The organism is Porphyromonas endodontalis ATCC 35406 (assembly GCF_000174815.1).
In the GTDB taxonomy this organism is placed as follows: domain Bacteria; phylum Bacteroidota; class Bacteroidia; order Bacteroidales; family Porphyromonadaceae; genus Porphyromonas; species Porphyromonas endodontalis.
Genome location: NZ_ACNN01000016.1, coordinates 80,901 through 106,150 on the forward strand (window position 1 = coordinate 80,901; position 25,250 = coordinate 106,150).

The following is a 25,250-nucleotide window of genomic DNA, read 5'->3' on the forward strand; positions in this document are numbered from 1 at the left end:
ATAAAGGAGTATCATCACAATAGGAGAAGCTGCAAACTATGGTTTTAAGCCATCCTGTAAGTGGTCTTTCTCCCCTAATCTTCTTTAGGAAGAAGGAAGAGAAAACCCGTTTCCCAAAAAGAGAAAAGCCCCCTACTTTGCGTATCGAGACAAGCGCACACATTCTCTTTCTCGTCGCCAAGCGGGAGCCGTCATTAGCAGGCAGTGTTTGGTATGAGGGGAAGCACACTTCACGAAGGCACGTCAATACGCGAGTACTTATCGTGCTCCAGCACCACCCCATGTACCCTACACGGAGATCCGACTAGAGCCAAAGCACACATTTTTTTTGCACCTTGCAATGCTCGAAGGAGCTATCCATTTTGGCAAAAGCCCCTCCCTTCTTTATCACCCACCGTCTCCTATTCCCCCGGAATAAGCGGGTTTGTCTCACAAACGAGCTATGGCAGGTCTTCTGACTTCCTCTCCGAGACAGCGTCTTCCCAAGCCTTGTTTGCACTTCGCTAAGTGACCTACTGCCGCCCGGCTTCAAACCGAGGTTACAGCTGTGGGGACAGTCTCGGATTTACACCGAATTCCCTTTTCAAACGCATGACCATGAGGGAGCCTTCGCTCCACTGCTTAGTAATGCCTTCACCATAACTCCTGCAAAGTTAGCACTTCTTTTTTGTTTTGCCAAGTCCATTTGCACCCTCTTCTCCTCCTAGAGATGCTGGAGTTCATACAAAACTCTCAGAATCTCCCCGTCCTATCCTCTTATTATCCCCATTTTTGCCCGAGAGAATAAAATCTTCTTTTCCCAAATAGGGAATCGAATTGAGAGTATGATTACAAAATAAGCAGACTTGCTGCCATCACAGCCATCCCTGCAATGAGGCCATATATGGCTTGGTGGTGCTTTCCATACTCCTCTGCCGCAGGGAGCAATTCGTCCAAAGATATATACACCATGATACCGGCAATGGCGGCAAAAATAATCCCAAAAGTATTATCGGTTAGGAACGGAGCCAACAACAGATACCCAACAATGGCGCCAAGAGGTTCTGCAAGACCCGAGAGGAATGAGAGCCAAAAAGCGCGTTTTCTATTGCCCGTGGCATAAAAGATGGGCACAGAGACGGATATACCTTCGGGGATATTGTGGATAGCAATAGCAAAAGCGATGGGCAAAGCCACCCGATAATCTTGCATCCCGGAGAGGAAAGTCACCATCCCCTCGGGGAAATTATGAATCACCAATATGAGGGCGGTAAAAAGCCCAACACGCAGCAACTTACGCTCCGATACGTTGCGTTCCTTCCCGTGCGACTTGGAGGGGAGCTCCTCCATCCCGTGCATTTCGTGCGGATTCTCGCGCTGGGGGATCAATTTGTCAATAAGGGCTATAAATAGGATTCCTCCAAAAAAGGAGAGAGCTGTGTAAAGAGCGGCTAGGCGTGCCGGGTAAAGTTTTTGGAACATCTCCAGCGAAGTAGGGAACATCTCCACAAAAGAGACATACATCATCACCCCTGCCGAGAAGCCAAGAGAGACGCACAAAAAGGTAGTGTTTGTCCGCTTAGAAAAGAAAGCAATGGTACTACCAATACCGGTAGCAATACCGGCAAGGAGCGTCAGGAAAAAGGCAAAAAGGACTTGATGATCAAGCATACTCAAAACCAGGATACAAGGGCTCATCGTTAGGGCTCATCGGCACAACGCCGAGTAAGCGTACCAAAAGCATCGATCCGCCGATCGCGGAAGAAAGGCCACCAGCGGCGCACCTGCTCCGTGCGATCAAGATCGACCTCCACCAAAGCGGTCGCCTCCTCACGGCCCAGTTGTGCCAAGATCTCGCCCTGCTGCCCTGCCACAAAGCTATATCCCCAGAAGCTGATTCCGCCCGTGCGACCCGAGGGATCCGCCTCGTGGCCAACACGGTTCACAGAGACTACGGGTAGGTTGTTGGCGATGGCATGCCCTCGCTGTACGGTACACCACGCCTCACGCTGGCGCTCTTGCTCTTCGGGCGTATCGCTACTCTCTGTGCCAATGGCGGTAGGGTAAATCAAGAGATCGGCTCCACGTAGAGCCATAGCCCGAGCAGCTTCGGGATACCACTGATCCCAACAAACCAAGACCCCTAAGCGACCCACAGAGGTATCTATCGGGGTGAACCCTAAGTCCCCGGGAGTGAAATAATACTTCTCGTAATAGGCAGGATCGTCGGGGATATGCATCTTACGATATTTGCCTGCAATAGAGCCATCTTTCTCGATAACCACCGCCGTATTGTGGTACAAACCAGCCATACGACGCTCAAAAAGCGATAGCACCAATACCACACCATACTGACGAGCCACAGCCCCAAAATACTCTGTACTCTCACCGGGGATAGACTCGGCCTGATCGAAAACGGAGACCTCCTCTGTCTGGCAAAAGTAAAGCCCGTTGTGCAACTCTTGTAACACAATCAGTTGGGCGCCATTCTTCGATAGCTCCTCTATCTTCTGCGCCAAGCGTTGCTTGTTAGCGGCACGATCGGCCGTATTGGCTTGCTGTATGATTCCTATCTTTAACGTATTCACGTGATTTCTCTTTTTAGTCTTGCTCATGGGGCTTATTTGGGGAGGTACTCCGAGGCAATAAAACCACGGGGAAACTGCATTGTAGCGCAGTGCAAACTACCATGCTGACGGGTAAGGGTGCGACAATTGACCCCCACAATCTCTCGCTCGGGCAAGGCTCTTCGCAAAATCTCCAAAGCCTCTTCGTCTTGAGGTACACCGTAGGTGGGAACAAGCAGAGCTCCATTAACGAACAAAAAGTTGGCATACGTAGCAGGGAGCGGATCGCCCTCTTCGTCGCGAAGAGTACCCACATCGGGCAGGGCCAGCAGCCTATAGCCACGCTCTTTTATCTCTTCGTGCTGCAAAAGCTCCTCCTCCATCGCCTTCAACTCGTGGTAATTAATCGAATTGGGATCGGTAGGGGCAACATATACCAGTGTATCATCATTGATAAAGCGAACAAGTGTATCTACATGCCCATCCGTATCGTCTCCCTCAATTGCTCCATGCTCTATATATATGACCTTCTGCGCCCCCAAAGTGGACAAAAGCAGGCTATTCAAAGCCGCCTCTTGCTCGGGGAATATATTTCTATTAGGCTCTGTAAGGCAACGACGAGTAGTTACCATCTCGCCTCTACTATTGGCATCTATCGAACCGCCCTCCAGCACAATCATTTGCTCATCGCACCACTCCGCATCCTTGGCAAAGAAGCCCATAGCATGAAGACGTCTGGAGATCATATTATCGTAGTTTGAGGCAAACTTAAGCCCCCATCCATTGAAACGGAAGTCTACAACTCGCTTCTTCCCCTCCATAAGGCAGCAAAGTGGAGCATAATCTCTAGCCCATGTGTCGTTACTCGGGAGGTGAATCTCCACAAGTCTTGCTCTTAAATCGGAGGGAAACAAATGACCTATCTCTTGCCCCTCGGGGAGGACAACCACCAACGGTTCATAGCGAAGGATAGCTGTAGCCATAGCTAGGTAATTGGCTTCGACCTCGGGGAGGATTTCACACCAATCGCTAGCAGCATGAGGCCAAGTGATAAGTACGGCATCTTGGGGCGCCCACTCGGGGCACAATCCTTGTGATAGGGAGGCTCTGTGCATATAGCGGTCTATATCGACTTATTTTTCTAGCACGAAATTAGGCATTATAGCCCAATAATCCAGCAGACTACCTTGCTATTGCGAGGGTGGGAGATGCTGCTCTACGAAGGAAAGAATACGCTCTTTACAGGCCTTGGAGCGAGCATCGAAAGGATGATCTAGACAGCCTAATTCTACAACGGACTGCAGACGCCGAGCAAGAGAACCACACAAATCTTCCTCTTGTATCTCTTTCAAATGCCGCTCTATCCTCCCCCGGATAACTACCCACATACATTGGCGTTGCCATCGGACGCGTTGGCTCTCCTCGGCTTCGGCCTCGTAGAGTTTGTAGGCATGCTCTAGGCCGGTTATCCAATCGTTTATCTTGCGTGCTCGCTTGGTGGAGAGGTCTATCGAGCCCTCGTTGGGATAGTAGTAATAAAAAGGTAGGGAGGTGATGGTGACGCGCCCTTTGTTGCGGAGCATGAGTTCGCTTGTCCAAGGGAAATCCTCAAAAGTGATCCCCTTGATGAACTGGAAGTCGGTCAGTAGCTCTCTACGGATTAGGAACCGCCACACATAGAAGTGCTTGAGAGGCATCTTGATATTAGAGTGCGATTGCTCCGTAAAATGGGCAAAAACATCCGACGTTGTGAGCTGATTTACATTCTCAAGTTGGTAGCGTTTATAATAGCTCTTGGGCAGCTTTTTATCCACATCAAAGCCCAACTTTCTCCTCAGGATGGTGGTGAGTCGGTAGTAGGGATCTTTGTACCACGTTACAATATTGCTCCCATTGGCTTTGGCAAGAGCCAAGCTAAACTCTAAGGTCTGGGGGTGAATGAAGTCGTCCGAATCGAGGAATACCACATACTCCCCACGGGCTTGCTCTAGTCCCTTGTTACGTGCATCGGAGAGCCCTCCATTCTCTTTATCCACAATCTTAATGCGAGCATCCTTTGCTTGATACGCGCCAAGAATAGCCCTGCTGCCATCGGGACTTCCATCATTCACGCAGATAGCTTCCCAATCAGTATAGGTCTGATTGAGTACACTATCAAGGCAGCGTGCTAAATAACGCTCCACATTATACACCGGGATAATCAAGGATATAACAGCCATAGGGGTACTCTACACAATCTATTCTTGGGCACAAAGGTACACTTTACTAGTAGATGTACTCCATAAAGAATGCACAAGCAGGGCTGACGCATAATCGTCTATAGACCTTGCTTCGGGGAGCTATTCTCGAGCTCTTGGGGCAAGGTCGATTGATCGCTGTTTACCCCCTTCGATTTGCATAAAAGACGGGATGGTGGGGAATGTACACGCAATAGATTTATTGCCATCGCTCCTTAAATTAGGGGAAATTTTATTACCTTTGAAACGTTTAACCCTTATAGCTCCACTATCACACAATGGATTTAACTATAATAGAATATGCCCTCAAACCAGTAGGGTACGTCTGGCGCCAAGTCAAGAAACTCTACACCTCAGCGGTCAATGATGGCTTTGAGGAAGCCTTTCAACTCGCACTTGCTGATTGGTCTAAGCACACCCCGTCCTCTAGTGACAAACTCCGCCTAAGGGAGGCATCGAAGAAGTATCTCCAAAACCCAACGAGCTACGAAAGTCTTGATGCGGATACCCAAGCATTTATCGTCTGCTTCAAGAAAAGGTTGAGCGAGCAAGCTGCAGCACACAACTCCCTGATGATGGACAGAGCGGACAAGCAGGCAAAAATCGAGGAGCAGAATCTTCGAGAACACGGCAAGACACAAGAGTCGATACAAGGCTTGATGAGTCGAATGGAAGGACTCAACATGGCCCCACAGTACATCCGAGCGCTCCTCAAAGAACTCCCTCTAGAGCAAGGACTAGAACCTACAGAGCTGGCACTTGAGGGGATGCTCAGCAACGGACGCATCCACTCGGAGGGTGCGAAATGCCTGGTTGCAGAGTTTGTCCGATTTCTCTTCGAGCACACCAGTAAGATCACCGAAGAAATCAAGCGACTAAGGGAGGCTGGAGACAGCTATCTTGCCGACACCCTAGACGAGATCAAGAAGGTACTGACGGGAGAGAGCGAGCAGAGCCTGACAACTGTTTACGAAGAGTTCAAGACCCGAGAGCAGCAGAACGAGGTCAGAGTCCTCAAGGAACTGATTGAGGCGGCTCAAATCCAGTTCTCCTTTGGGGAGGCTCGTAGCTTCTACGAGCGTCTAATCGAGCTATCCCCGACTGTTGAGCATCACTTCGAGTATGCTTACTTACTCCAAAGCCTCAATGACTTTGAGAAAGCAAGACACCACTACGAGGAGGCGCTACAAATACGTCGAGAGTTGATGGAAAAGAATCCAGAGGCATACCTCCCAAAGGTAGCGGCATCCCTAAATAACTTGGGCGTCTTACTCAGCGATACCAACGACCTAAAGAAAGCCCAAGATTACTACGAGGAGGCGCTACAGATACACCGAGAGTTAGCCCAGCAGAATCCAGAAGCATACCTCCCAGATGTAGCGGCATCCCTAAATAACTTGGGCGTCTTACTCCGCGACACCAACGACCTAAAGAAAGCCCAAGATTACCAGGAAGAGGCGCTACAGATACGTCGAAAGTTGGCCCAGCAGAATCCGAGAGCATACCTTCCAGATGTAGCGGTGACACAACAGAACCTTACGATCCTTTATCTAAGACTAGAGAAGAAAGAGGATGCCGAGAAGACTTACCTAGAGGCACATGACATTTACCAAAAACTAGCGAATCGCCATCCCAGAGCCTACGAAATTGACCATGCTAGAATACTTGTGATGGGCTTTTACCTACTGGGAAAGCCGAAGGAGGATCTTGAGGAGGCAAAGGCGATCCTAGGTAAATACCCCGAGCATCCTAAAGCCCGAAAGCTACTAAGTGCCATAGAGAAACTCGCCAAAGGGTGATTGTCGCATAGTTTTGGACCTCATGTTTAATCACGTTGTATTTCTTCTAGAGCGTTCTCTTCTCTTACGAATTTAGATGGGAAACCCCGTATGGGGTGCAGTAGCCTAGTTTCTTTCTTGGGGTACTTGAGGGGGATGTGCAAATTTTGCGCTATTATGCGTCGGCCCCGAATGCACAAGGGGAAAGGGGGAATTAAACCTCGAGAATCGTTTTTCATCTCTAGTTCTGTAGAGGTTTTGAACGCAAATGCCTCGTAACGAAAGAGAAGAAAAAGATGATAGATAGCCCCAGAACCATAACAAACCATCTGCAACGTTTTTTCGTTGCACTAGCCACTACCCTATTCTTCAGCCTTCCCCTAGTCGCTCAGACCCAAACGTACACCCTCTCGGGCACGGTGCTCGACACCCGGCAAGAGACTATCGTAGGGGGGAATGCCGTGCTATTTACCCAGCAAGGGAAGCAGGTAACCGGTAGCACTACCGATGCCAAAGGGAATTTCCGACTCCGCAATCTCTCCCCGGGGAGTTACGCCTTACGTGTATCCTTCGTGGGCTATAAAGAATACACAACCATACTCAAGATTCCCTACTCGGGCAGTCTCCGCATTGTTCTCGAAGAGGATAGCCAGCTCCTCAATACCGTGACTGTAGAGAGGCGCGCCGCGGATATGACCATCAAGGGCGACACGGTGGTTTTCAATGCCGATGCCTACCACGTGGGGCAAGGAGCTATGCTCGAAGACCTCATCAAGCGAATCCCCGGTGCAGAGGTTAGCTCCTCAGGGAGTATTACCATCAACGGAAAGAGTGTAGACAAGATACTTGTAGAGGGCAAGGAGTTTTTCTCCGGAGACACCAAAGTAGCCACCAAGAACCTCCCTGCCGAAGTCGTAGATAAACTCGAACTACTAGACCGCTCTAGCGAGCAATCTCGCATGACGGGCTTCGATGATGGAGACGAAGAGACGGTACTAAACCTCACCTTCAAAGCTTCCCACAAAACGGGATTATTTGGCAATCTTTTCGCCGGATATGGAACGAACAACCGCTACGAAGCCAATGCCACCATCAACAACTTCTCGGGAAAGAACCGCCTCACATTCATTGCCGGGAGCAACAACACCAACGACCGCGGCTCCGGAGAACTCGACACCGACGGAGGGGGTGGATTCCGACGCCGCGGCAGACCTCAGCAGGGGATTGCCACCTCCTCTTCTGTAGCCGGAGACATTGCATGGAGTTTGCTATCTAACCTCGACCTAGAAGGCAACGGACGCTATGGCTACACAGACCGCGTTGCCCTGAGCGAAAAACTTACGGAACAATTCCGCACCAATGCGGCAAGTCTCTTCTCTCAAGAGAAGCAAGACCTCCGCTCCTTTACACATGGACTGGGCTCTCAACTACGCCTTACCTATAAGATAGACTCCCTCACAGAGCTCGTCTTCCGCCCCTCCGTCTGGTGGAATAAGAACTACGAATTGGGGTACAATACAACCTCTACGTGGGAAGATCAAGCGAACCCCATCAGCACGGCTCAGACGCAATACAACGCCTCAAGCGACTTCCTTTCGCTAGGGGGTGACCTAGATGTAAGCCGTCGCCTAAGCAGAAAAGGACGTGTCTTGAGCCTAGGCATTCGCACGAGATACAACGGCAATCAGAGCGAAGGCAACTACCTCGCCTCCTTCTCCGGGCTCGGGGCAGGCAGCGGCATCAATCAAAATAGAGACTTGCTACAACAAGACGACAGCCACACCCTCTCTACCACGCTACGCCTATCTTACGTAGAGCCTCTTACCTCTCGCCTCTTTTTGCAAGTACTAGGCGAGTGGAAGCACAATACACGTGAGGGAAACCGCCAAGTGTTCACCCCCGACGCATCGGGCCAATACACCCTACTCGACCCTCAATACTCCTCTAAATTTACCAGCAAACTCGATGCCTATAGAGGGTCTCTCAACCTGCAATTCCGCACCAGTGGCTTCGATATAACGGCAGGTCTGGGGCTCGAGCCCGGCAAGATGACCACCCAATACCTCACCCGGTCTTGGGTCAATCGGCAACTCTTTTTCGTGCCCAATCTCCGCATCAACCTCCAGCCCAACAGGCAAACGATGTGGCGACTCGATTATAGAGGGAGCACGGAGATGCCGAGTGTTTCCTATATGATCCCCACGGTAGACCCCACTGACCTACTTCGCATCACCGAGGGGAATAGCGGCCTCAAACCCTCATTCACGCACCAAATACACTCCTTCTTCCGTAGCTTCAACCCCACTACACGCGTTGCCATCAACCTCTTTATGGAAGCGAATTACGAGCTCAACGGCATAGCCTCTGTAGTTCGTTACGACAACACGACCGGGCAGCAGCACATTAGCTATCGCAATGTAGATGGCAATAGCTCCGTACGATTATTTGGGATGAGCTCCATGCCCTTTTTCTCCTCCTTGCTGACCCTCAATGCCGGGCTTCGCGGTATGTTCAATCATCAAAATAGCTATATCGTCGATGCCGCAACAAGCACGGAGCAACTCAATAAGAGTGACAACTGGAGCGTAAGCCCCTCGCTTGCTCTCTCCTTTGCCAAGGGCAATCTCTACCTTCGCCTGCGAGGCGGGCTCTCCTTCAATACGGCCCTTAACTCACTCAGCAGCCAAGCCAAACGCACGGCGTGGGACTACGAGTCGGCTCTCGAAGGCTCCTACGACCTGCCCTTCGGGCTAAAGCTTGAGAGCGACATCCTCTACCAAACCAACCAAGGCTACGGAACGGGATATAAAAAGGACTCGTGGCTATGGAATACAGCTCTCTCCTATAGCTTCCTCAAAAACAAGGCGGCAACCATCCGCCTCAAGGGCTACGACCTCCTGAATAGTGAGACCGGTATCTCTCGCGAGGTGACTGCCCTCAATGCAACCGACAGCCGTACCAATGTGCTGGGTCGGTACTTTATGGTACACTTTATCTACCGCTTCAGTAGCTTTGGTAAGGGAAGCTCTCGCAGCGACTTCGGGGAGCGTCACTTCGGCGGTCCTCCTCCACGCTAATTACACTCTACCTTTTTCCAAGTATGGAAAGCCAACTTTCCTCCTTTGGAAAACTAGCTTTCCAAACGTGGAAAGAAAGGTTTCCAAGTGTGGAAAACCACAACTTCAGGAAGGGAAACAACAGATTCCAATGTGAGTCTGATGCAGGAATAGTCAGGTTACAAGCAAAGGAGCAACGAACCCCCAGGCAGGAAGAAATCCTTCATAAAAATGTTCTTGGATGTTCGCCCCTTGCTAGTCGCCCAAAAGATACCATGCAATCTCACAATCGCTCGGTATCTTTTCCAAATAAATCAAGTACATTTGCATTGTCAGTTCAAGCAATCTCTCCTGTGAGTGAAATTCTCCGACTTCAAGAGGGAAAACAACGGAGAATACCGAATATGAAACAGGTTATACAAATAGTATTATCATCTCTTGTTTTTATTACTGCGTCCATAACTCCCGGATATGCACAGTCTATTGAGGGGAAATCCTCTTTTGTACAACTCGGAGTTTTCCCTCCAATAAGTACAAATGGATTGGAAGCTAAAGAATATACCAACACCATTTCCTTTAATACTCTGGTTGGACTTTCGATGAACGAGAGAGCTTTTACTTTTTCAGGATTGGCCAACATAATACGAAATGATGCCCAAGGAATACAGTGGGCCGGATTATGCAACTATATCGGTAATAAGGGAGCAGGGGTTTCACTTGCAGGAATGGCTAATATCTCGAAAACCCATTATGATGGTGTTCAATTCTCCGGTATCCTAAATATGGGAAACGAGGTTATCGGTTCTCAATTCTCTGGAGTAGTGAATTTTGCAAAAAAGGTTTCAGGAGTTCAATTTGCCTCTTTAATCAACATCGCGGAAGAAAGCGACTATCCGATAGGGCTTCTCAACCTTATCAAAAATGGGGAATACGCTTTAACCATACAACACGATGAAATAGGAACAACTGCTATTTCATTGCGTACAGGAAGCAGATTTACTTATGGGATTATCGGATTGGGTTATAACTACAAGGCTCATGAAAAGACCCTAACTACCATTGCCGGCTTAGGGTTACATCTCAATTGCTATTCGTGGCTGAGAATAAACAATGAAGTGACAATACAGAATATCGGGTTTTCAAGAAGTAGTACTTTCAAGGCTGGCTATGCACTACTTCCATCAATTCGAATAGGGCAACATTTGGGGCTTTCTGGTGGTCTCAGTCTCAATTATCTGCAGTCTAGGAGTGTAGGCGATGAAGGGTTGTTCTCTTCCAAATCAATATGGGAAAAGCAGACAGCATCCTTGCGACAACAGCTTTATGTGGGATATCAGGCAGGAATACAATACATTTTCTAAGGTACATATTGAAAAATCACTATGGGCCGTCAGTATTTATAATCTCGTGGAGCGGTTACCTATATCGGCAATCGCCCCGTATGTGGGAACTCCCTGACGGAATGGGATACAATAGATTGGATTGATCAGAAATCAGTTAGTTCTGATACAAAAACAGCCTAGTTTCTTCTCAGAAACTAGGCTATTTCTTTTGCATTTTAGGGCAAGAGGGAGTTTTATATAGGGCGGAGATTCTCACGCCCTAAGGGTAGATGCTTGAGTAAAACATGGGTAGACTCCTCTTGGAGGGAAGCTCTAGAGGCTAGGGTTAGCTCCCACTCTCGGGCATATTTCCGGCGATCGACTTTGAAGTTTTCGCTCCCAACGCTGTCAAGTCGCGCAATAAGAGAGCCCACGGTGAGCGTCTCAGGGTCTACCGCAGGATAGTAGTTGCCCGTTCGCGATTGCTTGGTGTACTTCACCTCCACAATAAGGTTGAGAGCCAAGAGTTGCCGTACAATCATAGTAGTAAGCTTCACGGGGATGTGGCATTGGTCCGCTAATTGCTCCACAGTATAGGGTTCTTGGCTTTTGGGATCTACAAAGCGTTGCACAATATGTGCCATGATAAGCACGGTAAGGAAGTCCGTATAGCGACGCGAGACCTTAGTTACCTCCTTTTCGTAGGTGAACTTATTCACATTCTGTATCGCGTAGCAGAGTTTGGCACAAAAGAGCGTGATAATCCAGGTCAGTTGCATCCAGAGGAGCAATAGCGGGAAGGCGGCAAATCCCCCGTAGATGGCGTTATACCTCGAGATCCACAGCATCCCTCCGATGTAAAGCATCTGGAACCCCTGAAAGGCAACTCCCGCCAAAGTACCGGAGATGAGGGCCGGCACGAAGCGCACCTTCACGTTGGGCAGCGCCATAAATATGGCCACAAACGAGAAGACGGTGAGGACAAAAGGCACCAAATTGATGAGGAACGTGGTCATACTACCGAGGAGGAAGAAATCCTTCATAAAGGTATTCTTGATGGTAGTCATGGCGATGGTAATACCCGAAGATAGCACGATCAGGACGGGCAAAAGGAAGATCATGGTAAAGTAACTCGTCACCTTGTCTTTGAAGGTTCGCCCCTTGGTGGTCTCCCAAATGCGATTGAAAGCATTCTCAATAGTGGAGAGAAGATTGAAGACCGTATAGAGCAAAAAGACAAGACCAATCCCCAAAAAGAGTCCCCCCTTTACTTGCGACAAATAATTCTCGACAAAGCCCAACGACTTGGAGATCTCTGCAGTATGAGTGGGAAGCGTCTCTATAAGGAAGTCCGAAATTGCATCTTGTACCCCAAAGCCTTTGGCAATCCCCACCAAGACGGCAAGCATCGGCACAATGGCAAGTACCGTACTATAAGTGAGCGCAGAGGCTTTGCTCGTGAGGTCGCCCTGCACAAAACCCTTTATTGCCATGTATAGGGACTTGAGCGAATTGATGTAGATACGACGGAAACCCACCACCTCAGATGTCTCAATATGCCACATGTCTCTCGACACAAAATCCATGAAGTCAACGAGAAGCACTCGACTTACGCGAACCCATCTTCTCACCTTATTTTTCTTTGCCATACAGAATACTTTTCGTCTTTAGACCGACCAAAGATAGTAATAATAGCGCAGCAAAATGCTACCTTTGTCCCGTCAAAGAGCAAACGGAATAAGGCAAGAGGCATTTGAAGAAAGTGCCTCTCCGACTTGGATTTCCGGCTCTGCCCAACTAAGATACAGGGATGAGACCCCGCTATAATGACGTTGTACAGATTATGAACCAAACTACTTTACAGAGAATATTCTTCTCACTTTTCCTCCTCGCCTCTGCGCTCAACCTACAAGCGCAAATCACCATTAGCGGTAAGGTTACCGACAAAGCTACGGGTCAGCCGATCCCCGGTGTTACCATCCGTGTAGACCACAGCCTGAAGGGAGCCACGAGTAATGCGAGAGGAGAGTTCATCCTCAAAAATCTCCCCGATGGCGAACAAACTCTTCGCTTCTCCGCCATTGGCTACCGATCTGAGCACGCCACATTTGCCCAAACTACCTCAAACGTACACATCGGTATGGTAGAAGAGAATCGGCAATTGGCGCAAGTGGTGGTAACAAGTACCGGCACACACAGACGTATGGCAGAGACTCCCATCCCCGTACAGGTGATTACCGCACGAGATCTCTCCTCAGCGCATATCTCCACCCTCGAGGAGGCTCTCTCCAAACTCTCCTCGTCCTTCTCCTTCTCCGGCAACGCCATGGGTACCGAAGTCTCGCTCAACGGACTCAAAAGCGGCTATATACTCTTCCTACTCAATGGGCAGCGGATGATCTCCGACGATGCTATACAACGCATCAATATGGCTAATGTCAAGCGTATAGAGATCTTGAATAGCTCGGCCTCTCTCCTCTATGGGAGCGATGCTGTAGGCGGCGTGGTAAACATCATTACCGACGACGATAAAAATGGAATAGAGGTATCCTCCACTACCCGAATAAGTAACCATCAGCGTATAAGCGAGGCTGTCACCCTCGATCTTAACCTCGGGAAACTCACCTCCGGTACCTCATACCTCTACCGCCAAGCCCGCAATTGGCAACTATCGCCCTTAGCAGAAATTGTGGACAAGAAGACCAAAAAGGTAAAAGAAGAACCCACGATGAAACAAGCCTCTCTAGGCTATGGGAATCATCTCGTTCAGCAACGTTTCTCCTATTCCCCCCTTACCAATCTCACCTTTAGGGCGGAGGGAAGTTTCTACGACAACATGAGTAGGCGTCCTATCGAAGGCTACGATTACAATGTAAACCACCGCGCCTATGCCTATGGTGCCGGTATGCAATACATCATCTCTCCGCGCCTTTTTGTTACGGCAAACTTTGCTGCGGACAATTACAGCTCCAGCTTCATCTACCTCAAAGACACCAAGAAAAATAAGCAAGGCGACCGCTTAGAACGCAAGAGAATACAGTACTACAAGGGGGATGTGTCCGGGGTATTCAAACTGAGTCGCAACAACAAACTCAGCACCGGTTTGGAGTACCTTAATGATGCTCTCAGCAGTGCTACCGACTCCTACGACCACAAAAGCACCTACACCGCCTCGGCTTTCGCTCAAGACGAATGGACCATCGCACCCGGGCTAGAGCTAGTGGCAGGGCTGCGCTATTCCTTCAACGAAACATTCCACAGCCACCTATCCCCCTCGCTATCCATCATGGGCGTAAGCGGAGGATTGCGTGGTAGGGTCTCCTACTCTACGGGCTTCAAGGCTCCTACGCTCCAACAGATCTATTCTTCGGAAGTGGCTCAAAGCAGCAATCGTCTAACCCTAGGAAACATCAACCTAAAGCCCGAAGAAAGCCACAACCTCTCGGTAAATCTAGAGTATCTACATCGTCGTTTTTCGCTCTCGGCAACGGCATTTTTCAATCATATCTCGCATATGATCAATTACCGTACACTCACCAAAGAAGAGGCAGCTCCCTACCTCAAAGAGTATGACGAGGTGCAAATGCGCGACAATATCGACCGAGCCAGAGTATTAGGGCTCAACCTATCTGCCCACGCCTACTTAGGGGCAGGCTTCGACTTTGCCGGCTCTCTCTCCCTACTCGATGGCAAAAACATTACACCCATGGCCACGAAAAAGAACCCTCATCCCGATCCTATCCAACTTGATAAGAGTGTGGGGATACTCGGCAATGCTCGCCTCAATTGGGGGCACTCTTGGGGGCTATACGATCTCAAACTCGGGGTCTTGGCCTATGGTCAAGGCGAACGCTACTCCGCAACCTACGACTACTACTCGCCCTCTTTCCACCTACTCGATTTTGTAACAACCCACGACTTTACGTTGGGAGACTACAAAATAACCTTGGGAGCCGGAGTAGAAAACATTTTGGACTGGCGTGATGCTCGCCCCTGGAACACCTCTAAACCCTATGCCAGCCTACAGCCGGGGCGTTCTCCCTACGTGAGTCTAACGCTCCACTATCGCCGCTAATTAGAGAGGGGCAACATGGCTTCTGTCGTAGAGTTTGTAGCCTTGGGGCCCGGGGGTACTCACCTTGTAACGGCACGTGCGCTTGCTGCGTTGCATGCCGTGCAGTACGTGTATTACCCTGAAATGGGAGGCAAAAGTCAAGCCCGAGAGTTATTAGTACAACTCGGGATCTCTAGCGAAAAGCTAAGAGGATATACCCTACCCATGAGCCACAATAGAGAAGCAGCCCTTAAGGCATACGCCCAAGTGGCCCAAGAGGTAACGGAGCTGGCGCAGCAAGAGCACTCTATTGCCGTTGTGGCAGAGGGCGATGTGAGCATTTATTCCTCCACCCACTATATTGCTACCCAACTGGAGGAGAGAGGCATCTCTATACGGCATCATGCAGGCATCCCCTCGTTTATTGCAGCAGCTTCTGCCCTCAACATTTCTCTCGTAGAGGGGAACGAAATGTTGGTTGTCTCCCCGGGCAAAGTCTCTCGGGAGCTACTACAGAGTGTAGCCGATGGGGGCGGCACCCTTATCGTTATGAAGCTATCGCAATGCGAGGCCGAGCTAAAAGCCCTTATGCCCCACTTTGCGCCCTACATCCAATACTACTATTGTGAGTTTATCGAACGCCCCAACGCCCTCTACCTCCATGAGCTAGAGGCGATACAAGCGCATCCCTTTACCTATTTTTCCCTACTTATCTGCAAATCGCATCAATCCCGTACAAACCGATGAAACGTATCAGCCACTACCTATTCATTCTCTGGGCAGGAATCTTTTTATTGCAGGCTTGTGCTTCAAAAAGAATCAGCCAAGAAAAGGAAAAACAAGCCAAGCTAGCACAAAAAATCACCTCCCTACGGCAGGGAAGTCAAGCCATCCTCCTCGTCGCTTTTGGTAGCACGTGGCAAGAGGCACACAATGCCTACAATGCCCTACAAAGAGAGTTAACTCGCACTTTTAACTCCGCCTCCACGGGGAAAAATGCTCCGCAAGACGTATACCTCGCCTTTACCTCGGGGATGTGCATCCAACGTTGCCAACAAAAGGGACTGGGCGACTTCTATTCCCCACACACTTGGCTCGCGGCTCTGGCACAAGCGGGCTACACCTCTATAGTAGTGCAATCTCTACATGTAGCCCAAGGCAAAGAATATCTCGATCTCGCACAAGAGGTAAATACTTTTACTCAAGCGCATCCATCTATAGATGTTGCACTACAAGGGCCACTACTCGACCACGCTCCCGAGGTAGCCAAGATACTCTGCAAAAGCTATGAGCGTGAACTAAAGTCTGGAGCTACTCTACTCTTTATGGGACATGGGACTCCCAAGAAATACGATATTGGAGGGCGAGAAGAGATACATCTTCTATTCGAGCAAGAATTGCAAAAACAGGCTCCACGCTGCTTTGTTGCGACCATTGACACCGAGGGGAATCTACTAGAAGATACCATCGCACGAATGCAAAAAAAGGGAATAAAAGGGGGCAGAGTGATCTGCATCCCTCTCATGACCATTGCCGGAGATCACGCCCACAACGATATGCGAGGGGGCGACGAAGATACGCCCGAGGCGAAGAGCTGGCGCGCAGAACTAGTAAAAGCAGGGTACCAATGCAGCAAAGAAGATTGCCGACTTATAGGACTTATTGAGATGCCCGAGGTCGTACAATTTTTAGAGAGACAGCTAGAGAAGCAAATCACTCGCAAGCGATAACACCTCTCTGCTATTCCCTCTCTCGTTATCAGCAAAAAGGCTTCTACTTTTCGGATAAGTAGAAGCCTTTTTTATATCCCGATGGAGGTAGGTATGAAGAAGCTCGGCCATTAGCGCACTACACTCTTGCGCTCTATCTGTTGCTGTTTACGCTCGTTGGCTTTGGCTTGTTGCTCCGCCTCTCGCTTTTTCTTGAGCTCTTCCGCCCGCTGTTTGCGCTCAGCCTCTTTGGCACGTCGCTCCTCTTCCTGCTTTTTCTTGAGCTCTTCCGCTCGTTGCTTGCGCTCTGCAGCTTTGGCACGCCGCTCCTCTTCTCGCTGCCGTTTGACCTCTTCTTCTTTCTTCTTTTTGGCCTTTGCCTCTTCGCGCTCACGCTGCTTGCGCTCACGTGCTGCCTTCTCTACATCTTCGTAGGAGATGGGAGCGGTTTCATTTACTTGGTAAATAGGCGTTTCCTCTTCTTTGGGTTCGGGTTTGGGCTCGGGTGCTTTCTCTGCTTCTACGGGTGCAGTCACTTGGGGTGTTTCGATCGCTTTGGCAGGGGCTACAGCGGCTTCTTCACGAGCCTTTGCAATCTCTTCGTAGCGACTCAGTGCCAAGGCAACCGCTGCCTGACGGGGGGCAATGCTATCGGCAAGGAAGTCGAAATAATGCCCCAAAGAAGCTCCGGAGAGAAGTGCTTTATAGCTCGTCTGATCCATGGCAAAGAGGAGGGCATCGCCCGGCAAGACAGGCATATACCCCTCGGGACTATAGGCATCGCATACGTAGTTCCAAGCATCCCGCTCGGAAGTGAAGCCGCTGATAGTCACTCTTTGGATGGGCGAAAGTCGCTCCAGAGAGACCTCTAGAGGAAGATCGGTATAGCGTGAGAAATTGAATGAAGTAAGTGCAAAAAGGAGCGAATGATACTCCACATTTGCATCGGCACAAAGCAATACCACACTATGCGGAGAGCGCAAAAGCGGCAAGCGATAGGTGTAGAGAGAATCCGGCACCGACTCACCATCCCCTGCAAACGACAACTCGTAATTGAGTCCGGAGTAGCCTCCCTTGCTAATGCTTCTACCGCCTGTCAGCTCTCGCAACATCTGCTGAGCCAGCTCCAACACCTCGTCGCGTTGGTACTCTTTCAGGAGCTGTTCCAAAGCCTGCTTAAAGGCGATTTCCTCTCCCTCTAGTACATAAGAGAGGGCTTTGAGGAAGTCCATCTTAGGCATCAAAGGCGAGAGCGGATATTCTGTATGTAGCTCCGTAGCAGAAGCTCTCACCGCCATAGGATTACCACTCAAATAGGCAGCAAAGGCCTCGTTGTAGAGCCTCTCCTCTTGCTCTTGAGCCGTGCGGAGTTGCTCAAGATAGTGCGGAGAAGCCACCGCCTTAGCCAATGGCTCTTCGGCAAACTCTGCCAATATTTTTCTTCGCCAAGCCTGAGCTTCACTTGTCAAGCCACGGCGCTCTAGTAGCATATAGAGCTGATAGTAAACGCCCAAACGCTCTTCATAATTAGGATAGCGGCGGAGCAACTCCTCTAGAGCATACGTAGCTTCGTCAAAAAGCTCCATCTCTTCTTGGAATACTTGAGCCATCCCTAGGAGTCCATTTTGGATAATAACGTCGCTGGCCGCAAGCTCCTCGGGCGTAGTAGGTAGCTGAGTCAAATAATACTCTCGCTTGGTTGGGTCTTGGCTGGGCGGTAAGTCCTGGGGAGCCCCCGAAGGAGAGGCGGTAGTATCCGAAGCTAGCGAATCGGCTTGCTCCGGAGTGGGCTGCGACTCAAAAGCAGGCGAGGAGGCCGAGGGCATCACGCTCTTCTGACGGCGGCGCCAATTGTCTTCCAACGTGCGATTGCCCCACTTCTGTTTGAATTGAGCTTTTCCACGAGCAATGAGCTGGGGATTGTAGAAATAAAATTCACCCGAAGTAGGCATCCCCTGATCCGGAGTTTTAGATACCCCTGATGGGGTGTTACTACCGAGTTGCTCGTTGATAGCATCTTGTTCTTCTTGCCGAGCAGCCATCCGCTCATCACGCTCTCGCTCTCGTTGCGCCTTCTCATAAGCGGCAATGGCACTATCTATAATGCGGAGTTTTTCCACCTCGGGGAGAGAGGCAAGATGGCGCAGACTATCCTGCTCTGCCACGGCACGCACATGGAGTGCCAAGGCATCAAGTTGCTTAGAGAGCGTGGTATATTCTTCGCTCTTTGGGTGCGACTTGGGGAGAGCTGCCACCCCGGTAGCAAAACTTTTTTGCGCCTCGTCCCAATCTCGCTTTGCCAGGTATATCTGACCGGCTGCCACGGCACATAGGGCAAAGTCTCCCCCATGCTCCGTACTCTTCTCTACCCCCAGGTTATAAGACTTTAGTGCCGAGAGAGAATCCAATTGCCTTAGGTATAAATCTCCCTGTGTAAGGTAAAGGCGATCTAATACCTCCTTGTTGTGCCCACGACGTGCCATCTTTTCCGTTGTCGTGATAGCCCTACGCACATTCCTCTCCGCCTCTATCTCTACCAAGCGGAGCTGCGTAGCAAACTCCAAAGCAAAGGGCGGAGCCTTGCTCAATAGGGAGCGGAAGACCTTTTGTGCCTCACCAGGACGCCCCGATTGCACAAGCAACTGCCCCAAGAGGTAACGCATACGCAACTTTTCTGTTCGGCTCTCTTCCTTAGCAATAGCACGCCACAGAGGCTCAATAGCTTCGTCAATTCGCTCCTTAGAGAGAGCTACCTCTGCCAAGGTCTTGTCGTAGACCTGACTTTTTCTGAGATACGAAGCGTCTGTTTGTAATGTCCTAATCATCTCCTCCGCCTCATGCAGCCAGCCCATAGCGGTATAGCTGCGCGCCTGCCAGAGACGTGCCTCGTCTCGGATGGCTGGCTCCGTGGCGTAGAGGCGAGACATGTACGAGAAGGTGGCCATGGCATCAAGGAAGTCGCCATTGTAAAACTGCGATTTCCCCACAAGGAGCCAAGCATTATGCAAAAAGGTATTGTATTCGCGACGCTTGTAAAACTCGGCTTCGCGGGCTGAGGGTCTCCCCTTTCGTTCCGGTTTTGTGCGGATGCTGTGGAGTTTAATAGCCGTCTGCCCTTTGGCCAAAGCCGGGTCAAACGCCCCTCCTTTTTGCTCCTTAAGCGCCCCCCGCTGTGCCTCTATCGGGTCAAGGAATATTTGCCGAGAATAACTCTCGGAGTAACTCGCCACAAAACTATTATAGGTCTCGTCAAAAGCATTTTTGCCATGAAAATAGACATTGTAGCGCGTAGTCAGATTATGGTAAAAGCGGGTTGAAGCATTATTGCGCCGCACCGAGCAACTCCCCAAAAAGAGGGCTAAGCACAAGCAAACTACGGAGACAAACGAAGCACGGCGCATACGAAACAACGGTATTTTAGCGAATCGGCGGTTGGGAAGTCGCCTCCATTTTTTCCGAAGCAGCTCTCAAACGCTCCTCGGCCTCGCCCAAAAGGGACTGCGGGAGGGCTATGGAGCGACGGCTAAGGCTCTGCATCCAGCCGGCCACATCCTCGGGCAAGAGTGTAACGAGTACGCTACGGAATTCTTCCACCTCCTCGGGGGTGTAATCGCCATGCGACCGAGAGGCAAAGCGGTCTAGCTCTTCGTCGTCGTAATAATCAATCTTCGGCGCCGCCTTTTCTTTGCTACAGGAGCCCTCGCCACAGGTGCAAACAGAGCACTTCTCGCCCGATTGCCCCCAAGAATCCAGCCCCTTAGCTATATCTTTTTTGTGCTCATCCATCGCGCCGTGGCGCCGCCCCCAGCGAAAGATTATCCAAATGAGCAGAGCAACCCCCAAGAGGATGCCCAATAATTTAGTTGACATCATAGAGCAAAGATAGCGATTGAGCTACGATAATAGAGACCTCTACCCCGATGTCGGGTGAGGGAAAGAATACTACTTCTCCGAGAGAGGGGCGAGATACAAATAGACGAATTACCAAATAGTCTCGATATCTTCTTCCGGCTCTAGGGCGTGCTCTAGGCGTAGCGTGATGGTTGTGGCATCACACACAGCAGAGGGGCCAAAGTACTGAATGGGGCCGGGATAACGGAAGGCAATCCCCTCTGCCCACTCCTTGCGGTGGTCGCGGAAGTAGCGGAATGGAGCCCCCTCTATATCTACCAACGCCTTGGCGATAACCGGTTTGTCCACACCATTTCGCTCCTCTATGGTCAGCATCTCAGTAAGGGGGATCCCTCTAGGTATCCACTCTTTTGGGGGATGAACCAAATTGCCCACCGTAGCCATGTATCCGGAGCAGCCCTCCTTTGCAAGAGCAACAGCGGTACGGCCAAGAGCATAACAGTAAGAGGCATCGAAATTGGAGGGCATGGAACAACGACCCTCGTACCCAAAGAAATGGGTCAGAGGAGAGGGGTTCCCCTCAAACTCGCCCTGTGAGCGACGCTTCTCCAGCTCTTGCCCCAAGAGAGTGACAATGAGAGATTCCGTCTCAATACGCGACACTTGTACATTACCATGGGGGTCTCGCTCTAGGGCAAGCTGGCGAGCCACCTCCTCGGGGAGTGAGCGCAAAGTCTCCTCGTCTTCATCCGAGAGTTTACTGGCAATGTAGTTGATAATCTGACTCTCCTTCACAAGATGGAGCTTATGCCCATTCTCTGCCAACACCCGGTTGAGCGAGGCAATGAGGCGACGTACCTTGGGCACGAACTCTATCAATCCCTCAGGGATAAGCACCACGCCAAAGTCCATACCTCGCCGTGAGCGATCCACGATAACATCCGCAAGCTGACGCACTAGGTCTCCCAGGGTAAGCCCTCGAGCGGCTACCTCTTCACTGATGATGGCCACCGTGGGTTGGGTCATAAGAGCGCACTCCAAGGTCAGGTGGGAGGCCGAGCGTCCCATGAGTTTGACAAAGTGCCAATACTTCTTCGAGGAGTAGCAATCGCGCTGGATGTTACCCACCAACTCGGCATAAACCTTAACGCAAGTATCGAAACCAAACGACGTCTCTACCCAACCATTTTTGAGGTCGCCGTCTATCGTTTTGGGGCAGCCCACCACACAGAGAGGGTCGTTTACGCTTCGGCAGTACTCGGCAAGCAAGGCAGCATTGGTATTGGAGTCGTCCCCACCGATAACCACAAGAGCATCCAAAGCCAAGCGATGAGCATGGAGGAGTACCTGCTCAAACTGTTCCTTAGTCTCAAGTTTTGTACGGTCAGAACCAATCATATCGAAGCCACCCGTATTGCGGTAGCAGTTAATAACGTCTGCCGTAAGCTCCCGAGCTTCGCCTCGGAGCAGCCCCCCGGGGCCCATGATAAAGCCATAGAGAATGGAGGCAGGATGATGCATCTTGAGGGCATCAAATATGCCGGCTATTACATTATGCCCCCCGGGAGCTTGCCCCCCTGAGAGCAAAACCCCCACCGTAAGAGGGCTGGTAGCTTCTGCCTCTGCCCCAGCTTCTGCCAAAGAGACTACGGGGAGCTGTGCCGTATGAGGGAAAAGAGCCGCAATACGCTCGTCAGGAGTCGCTGCATTGGTAGAGACATCAAGTTTAGTAGGGTGCTCTAGCACCTCGGGGAGTTGAGGCTTATAGATAGCGCGCAACTTATCAAGACGAATATAGGTCATAAGGCAAAGATTCAAAACAACGTGGGGCACCTTAGCATCATGCCGGGCACCCCACTCTTTGACTACATATTAGGCTTCAAACTCAATATCTACATCGAGATGTTCGTGCCATGGCAAACCCTGCTTGGCCACCTCTTCGAGGAATGGATCGGGATCGAACTCCTCTACGTTGTGCACCCCGGGCTTATTCCAAAGCCCTCGTGCGAACATCAAGGCTCCCACCGTGGCAGGTACCCCCGTTGTATAGCTCACGCCCTGCATCCCGGTCTCACGGAAAGCGGCTTGGTGACTACAATTGTTCCATATATAATAGGTGTGCTCCTTACCATCCTTCACTCCACGGATACGGCAACCTATTGAGGTCTCGCCCGTGTAGTTGCTCCCGAGATCCTGAGGATTGGGTAGCACGGCTTTGAGGAATTGGATGGGCACAATCTCCATACCGTTGTAATTGATCGGTTCGATGCTTCCCATACCAATGTTTTGGATTACGCGCAAATGGGTCAGATACTCCTCACCAAAGGTCATCCAAAAGCGTGCTCTCTTGATGGAGGGGAAGTTAAGCACCAAACTCTCGAGCTCTTCGTGGTAGAGCAGGTAGCTCTCACGCACACCGATACCGGGGTAATGGAGTGGACGATGAATCTCTTGAGGCTCCGTCTCTATCCACACACCATTGAGGTAGTACTTACCCTTTTGGGTAATCTCGCGGATATTGATCTCGGGATTAAAGTTCGTAGCAAATGCCTTGTGATGATCCCCTCCGTTGCAGTCCACAATATCGAGGTAGTGGATCTCGTCGAAGTGATGCTTAGCGGCATAGGCTGTAAATACGCTCGTCACCCCGGGGTCGAAACCACATCCGAGGATAGCGGTAAGGCCGGCCTTTTCGAATCGTTCGCGATAGGCCCACTGCCAGCTATACTGATACTTTGCCTCGTCAAGAGGTTCATAATTGGCGGTATCAAGGTAGTTTACTCCGCACTCCAAGCAGGCATCCATAATGGTAAGGTCTTGGTAGGGAAGAGCTACATTTATTACAAGGTCGGGCTTAAAGCTGCGAAATAGAGTACACAGCTCGGGCACCTTATCGGCATCTACCGAAGCCGTTTGTATCTTCACACCACCAAGGGTTTCTTCGATCTCCTTAGCAATCTTGTCGCATTTGCTCTTGGTACGGCTTGCCAGCATTATATCGGTAAAGACCTCGTGGTTCATAGCCACTTTCTTAGCTACGACGGTGCCAACGCCTCCGGCACCAATTATCAAGACTCTTGCCATAGTTATAGTTGTTTGCTTTCTATGCTCTGTTATTTTTATGCTCCACAAAGATAGAGAAAAAGAACTATCCTCTGAATAACATACCCCACAATACCGAGATATATTCCATACCCCAAACAGCACTTGAACAGGAAATCCCATGTCAAGTGCCGCATAATATAAAGAGATGAGATTACAGAGATACTTTGTGAATAGAAGTGCCAACTCGCACTACATAAACACCCCCTGACGGAAGCTGTAGCACGTGAGAGCCCGTGAGGTATCCCTGAGCTATCGCTTTCCCTTCCACTGTGTAGATAGAGTAGAGAATGGGGGACGAAGGCTCCTCAGGAAGCTCGATAACGAGACTGCCATCCCTTCCATATACCGTGTACTTCCCTAGCCCCTCCTCCAAAGGAGGCTCTATCCCTAAGGGAAACTTATCCGTTTCTATAATATTGGTGAAGTAGTTCCAGCCGAATGCCTGCCGGTACTTCTCCCCTGAGCCGATAGGGACGTAAACAGGAATGTCCTTGGGAGTAAAGCCATGAAATGGACCCTTCCCAGGATTCGCATGATCTTCGGTACAATGAGGAGGATTGGGAGAGAGAGAATATATCTTCTGGAGGTGATTCAAGTCTCTAAATGCCCCGCCTTCAATATACTCCACAGTAGAGGGGAAAACAATCGAATCAAGAGCACAATAATCAAAAGCATCCCAACCTACCCAAGTCAAATTTGATGGAATGTCGGTTTTAAGTTTATAGCATAACTGAAAAGCGTTCCTCTCTATCTTGGTTACAGATTCGGGAATATTAATCTTTTCTAAATTGTGGCATAATCCGCAAAGTCTTTCGGGAATTTCGTTAAGTCCTTCAGGTAGGACAACCCTCTTTAGCCGTTTGTTGTCAGCTAAGGCAGCACCTCCTATTCTCTTTACCGTACTAGGCAGAACAATCTCCGTGAGATGAGTAGCGTATATAGCGGAGAATCCAATGCTATCGAGCCCCTCAGGGAAGTTCAGCTCTTTGACCCTTGCGTAATAGAATGCAAGTAGGTCAATGGTCTTAAGGGAGGAAGGCAGAACAACCCTCTTAAGACTATCGCAGCACTGAAAACATCGAATAGGTATCTCCTTCACGCCTTCAGGAATTACCAAAGGGTCTCCTTCAAGCCATCGATTATCCTCAAAACTACTTGCCCCTAATTTTCTCAAGGAAGAGGGAATATTGATCTGCCTCAACGTCAACCCTATAAATGCACAGTAGCCAAACTCCGTAATATCATCAGGAAGAATGATGCGACGAATGTCTAGATAGTGTCCGGAAGTATACCAGTTCCAGTCAACGAATCCAGAATCTGGAATCTTATGGTTCTCAATCTGTGCATATTGTAAATTGACGATTCGCAGATTTCCATCCTTTGCGCAACGAACTATAGTTTTGAAATCGGGAGCACTGATGGGGCCATGTACGACCAACGAATCTATGGTGTTCCACTTGTCGCCCAAAACCTGCTCCAACTCGCCATATCCACTTACCCTCGCATCAAAAAAACGCTCCTGACTCCACACCTTTGGAGAACAAACGAAGATAAGAGACAACAGTAGAAGAGCTATTCTTCTTTTCATCAT

16 protein-coding genes and 1 riboswitch are annotated in these 25,250 nt (G+C 50.0%); of the genes, 6 read left to right on the forward strand and 10 right to left on the reverse strand.

The annotated features are described in order from the left end of the window. Window positions 1-427: 427 nt before the first annotated feature. Window positions 428-626: riboswitch (cobalamin riboswitch) on the reverse strand. A gap of 202 nt (window positions 627-828) precedes the next feature. From zupT to POREN0001_RS03885, 4 genes are all read right to left on the reverse strand, one after another. Beyond that, window positions 829-1,650, reverse strand: a complete 822-nt coding sequence (gene zupT, locus POREN0001_RS03870; protein WP_004333306.1) for a zinc transporter ZupT — start codon at window positions 1,648-1,650, stop codon at window positions 829-831. Window positions 1,651-1,679: 29 nt separating this feature from the next. After that, complete coding sequence (locus POREN0001_RS03875; protein ID WP_052296679.1) at window positions 1,680-2,594, reverse strand: carbon-nitrogen hydrolase; 915 nt, start codon at window positions 2,592-2,594, stop codon at window positions 1,680-1,682. A gap of 5 nt (window positions 2,595-2,599) precedes the next feature. After that, window positions 2,600-3,661, reverse strand: a complete 1,062-nt coding sequence (locus POREN0001_RS03880; protein ID WP_004333222.1) for an agmatine deiminase family protein — start codon at window positions 3,659-3,661, stop codon at window positions 2,600-2,602. Window positions 3,662-3,736: 75 nt separating this feature from the next. After that, the gene (locus tag POREN0001_RS03885) at window positions 3,737-4,765 is read right to left on the reverse strand and encodes a glycosyltransferase family 2 protein (RefSeq protein ID WP_004333226.1); all 1,029 of its coding nucleotides are present in this window, start codon (window positions 4,763-4,765) and stop codon (window positions 3,737-3,739) included. A gap of 296 nt (window positions 4,766-5,061) precedes the next feature. On the opposite strand from POREN0001_RS03885, the gene POREN0001_RS03890 reads away from it, so the two are divergent. The 3 genes from POREN0001_RS03890 to POREN0001_RS09550 all read left to right on the forward strand — a co-directional run bounded on the left by POREN0001_RS03890 (window position 5,062) and on the right by POREN0001_RS09550 (window position 10,978). Next, complete coding sequence (locus POREN0001_RS03890; RefSeq protein ID WP_004333272.1) at window positions 5,062-6,582, forward strand: tetratricopeptide repeat protein; 1,521 nt, start codon at window positions 5,062-5,064, stop codon at window positions 6,580-6,582. Between the two features lie 275 nt (window positions 6,583-6,857). Further along, on the forward strand, window positions 6,858-9,638 hold the full coding sequence (locus POREN0001_RS03895) for a TonB-dependent receptor (RefSeq protein WP_004333314.1): 2,781 nt from the start codon (window positions 6,858-6,860) through the stop codon (window positions 9,636-9,638). Window positions 9,639-9,661: 23 nt separating this feature from the next. Beyond that, window positions 9,662-10,978 (forward strand): hypothetical protein, encoded by a 1,317-nt coding sequence (locus tag POREN0001_RS09550; RefSeq protein WP_004333169.1) that lies wholly within the window; start codon window positions 9,662-9,664, stop codon window positions 10,976-10,978. A gap of 215 nt (window positions 10,979-11,193) precedes the next feature. On the opposite strand, the gene POREN0001_RS03905 is transcribed toward POREN0001_RS09550, so the two are convergent. Continuing rightward, a complete protein-coding gene (locus POREN0001_RS03905) occupies window positions 11,194-12,588 on the reverse strand; it encodes a YihY/virulence factor BrkB family protein (protein WP_040580613.1) in 1,395 nt (464 codons plus the stop codon). A 161-nt stretch (window positions 12,589-12,749) separates the two neighbouring features. Here POREN0001_RS03905 and POREN0001_RS03910 point away from each other — a divergent pair, with 161 nt between their 5' ends. The 3 genes from POREN0001_RS03910 to POREN0001_RS03920 are packed head-to-tail and all read left to right on the forward strand — an operon-like array spanning window position 12,750 to window position 16,723. Then, window positions 12,750-15,014, forward strand: coding sequence for a TonB-dependent receptor (locus POREN0001_RS03910; protein ID WP_224208853.1), 2,265 nt, complete (start codon window positions 12,750-12,752; stop codon window positions 15,012-15,014). Window positions 15,015-15,029: 15 nt separating this feature from the next. Beyond that, window positions 15,030-15,740, forward strand: coding sequence for a precorrin-2 C(20)-methyltransferase (locus POREN0001_RS03915; RefSeq protein ID WP_004333180.1), 711 nt, complete (start codon window positions 15,030-15,032; stop codon window positions 15,738-15,740). Continuing rightward, complete coding sequence (locus POREN0001_RS03920) at window positions 15,737-16,723, forward strand: sirohydrochlorin cobaltochelatase (RefSeq protein WP_004333282.1); 987 nt, start codon at window positions 15,737-15,739, stop codon at window positions 16,721-16,723. The genes POREN0001_RS03915 and POREN0001_RS03920 overlap by 4 nt, the downstream gene beginning before the upstream one ends. 110 nt (window positions 16,724-16,833) lie before the next feature. Here the strand turns inward: POREN0001_RS03920 and porW are convergent, their stop codons facing one another. From porW to POREN0001_RS03945, 5 genes are all read right to left on the reverse strand, one after another. After that, window positions 16,834-20,103 (reverse strand): type IX secretion system periplasmic lipoprotein PorW/SprE, encoded by a 3,270-nt coding sequence (gene porW / locus POREN0001_RS03925; protein ID WP_004333295.1) that lies wholly within the window; start codon window positions 20,101-20,103, stop codon window positions 16,834-16,836. A 16-nt stretch (window positions 20,104-20,119) separates the two neighbouring features. Continuing rightward, window positions 20,120-20,575 (reverse strand): hypothetical protein, encoded by a 456-nt coding sequence (locus POREN0001_RS03930; RefSeq protein ID WP_147286687.1) that lies wholly within the window; start codon window positions 20,573-20,575, stop codon window positions 20,120-20,122. A gap of 108 nt (window positions 20,576-20,683) precedes the next feature. Beyond that, window positions 20,684-22,357 (reverse strand): diphosphate--fructose-6-phosphate 1-phosphotransferase, encoded by a 1,674-nt coding sequence (locus POREN0001_RS03935; protein ID WP_004333198.1) that lies wholly within the window; start codon window positions 22,355-22,357, stop codon window positions 20,684-20,686. Between the two features lie 69 nt (window positions 22,358-22,426). Then, window positions 22,427-23,779, reverse strand: coding sequence for a saccharopine dehydrogenase family protein (locus POREN0001_RS03940; RefSeq protein ID WP_115321442.1), 1,353 nt, complete (start codon window positions 23,777-23,779; stop codon window positions 22,427-22,429). 31 nt (window positions 23,780-23,810) lie between these two features. Next, window positions 23,811-25,250 (reverse strand): leucine-rich repeat domain-containing protein, encoded by a 1,440-nt coding sequence (locus tag POREN0001_RS03945; protein ID WP_115321443.1) that lies wholly within the window; start codon window positions 25,248-25,250, stop codon window positions 23,811-23,813.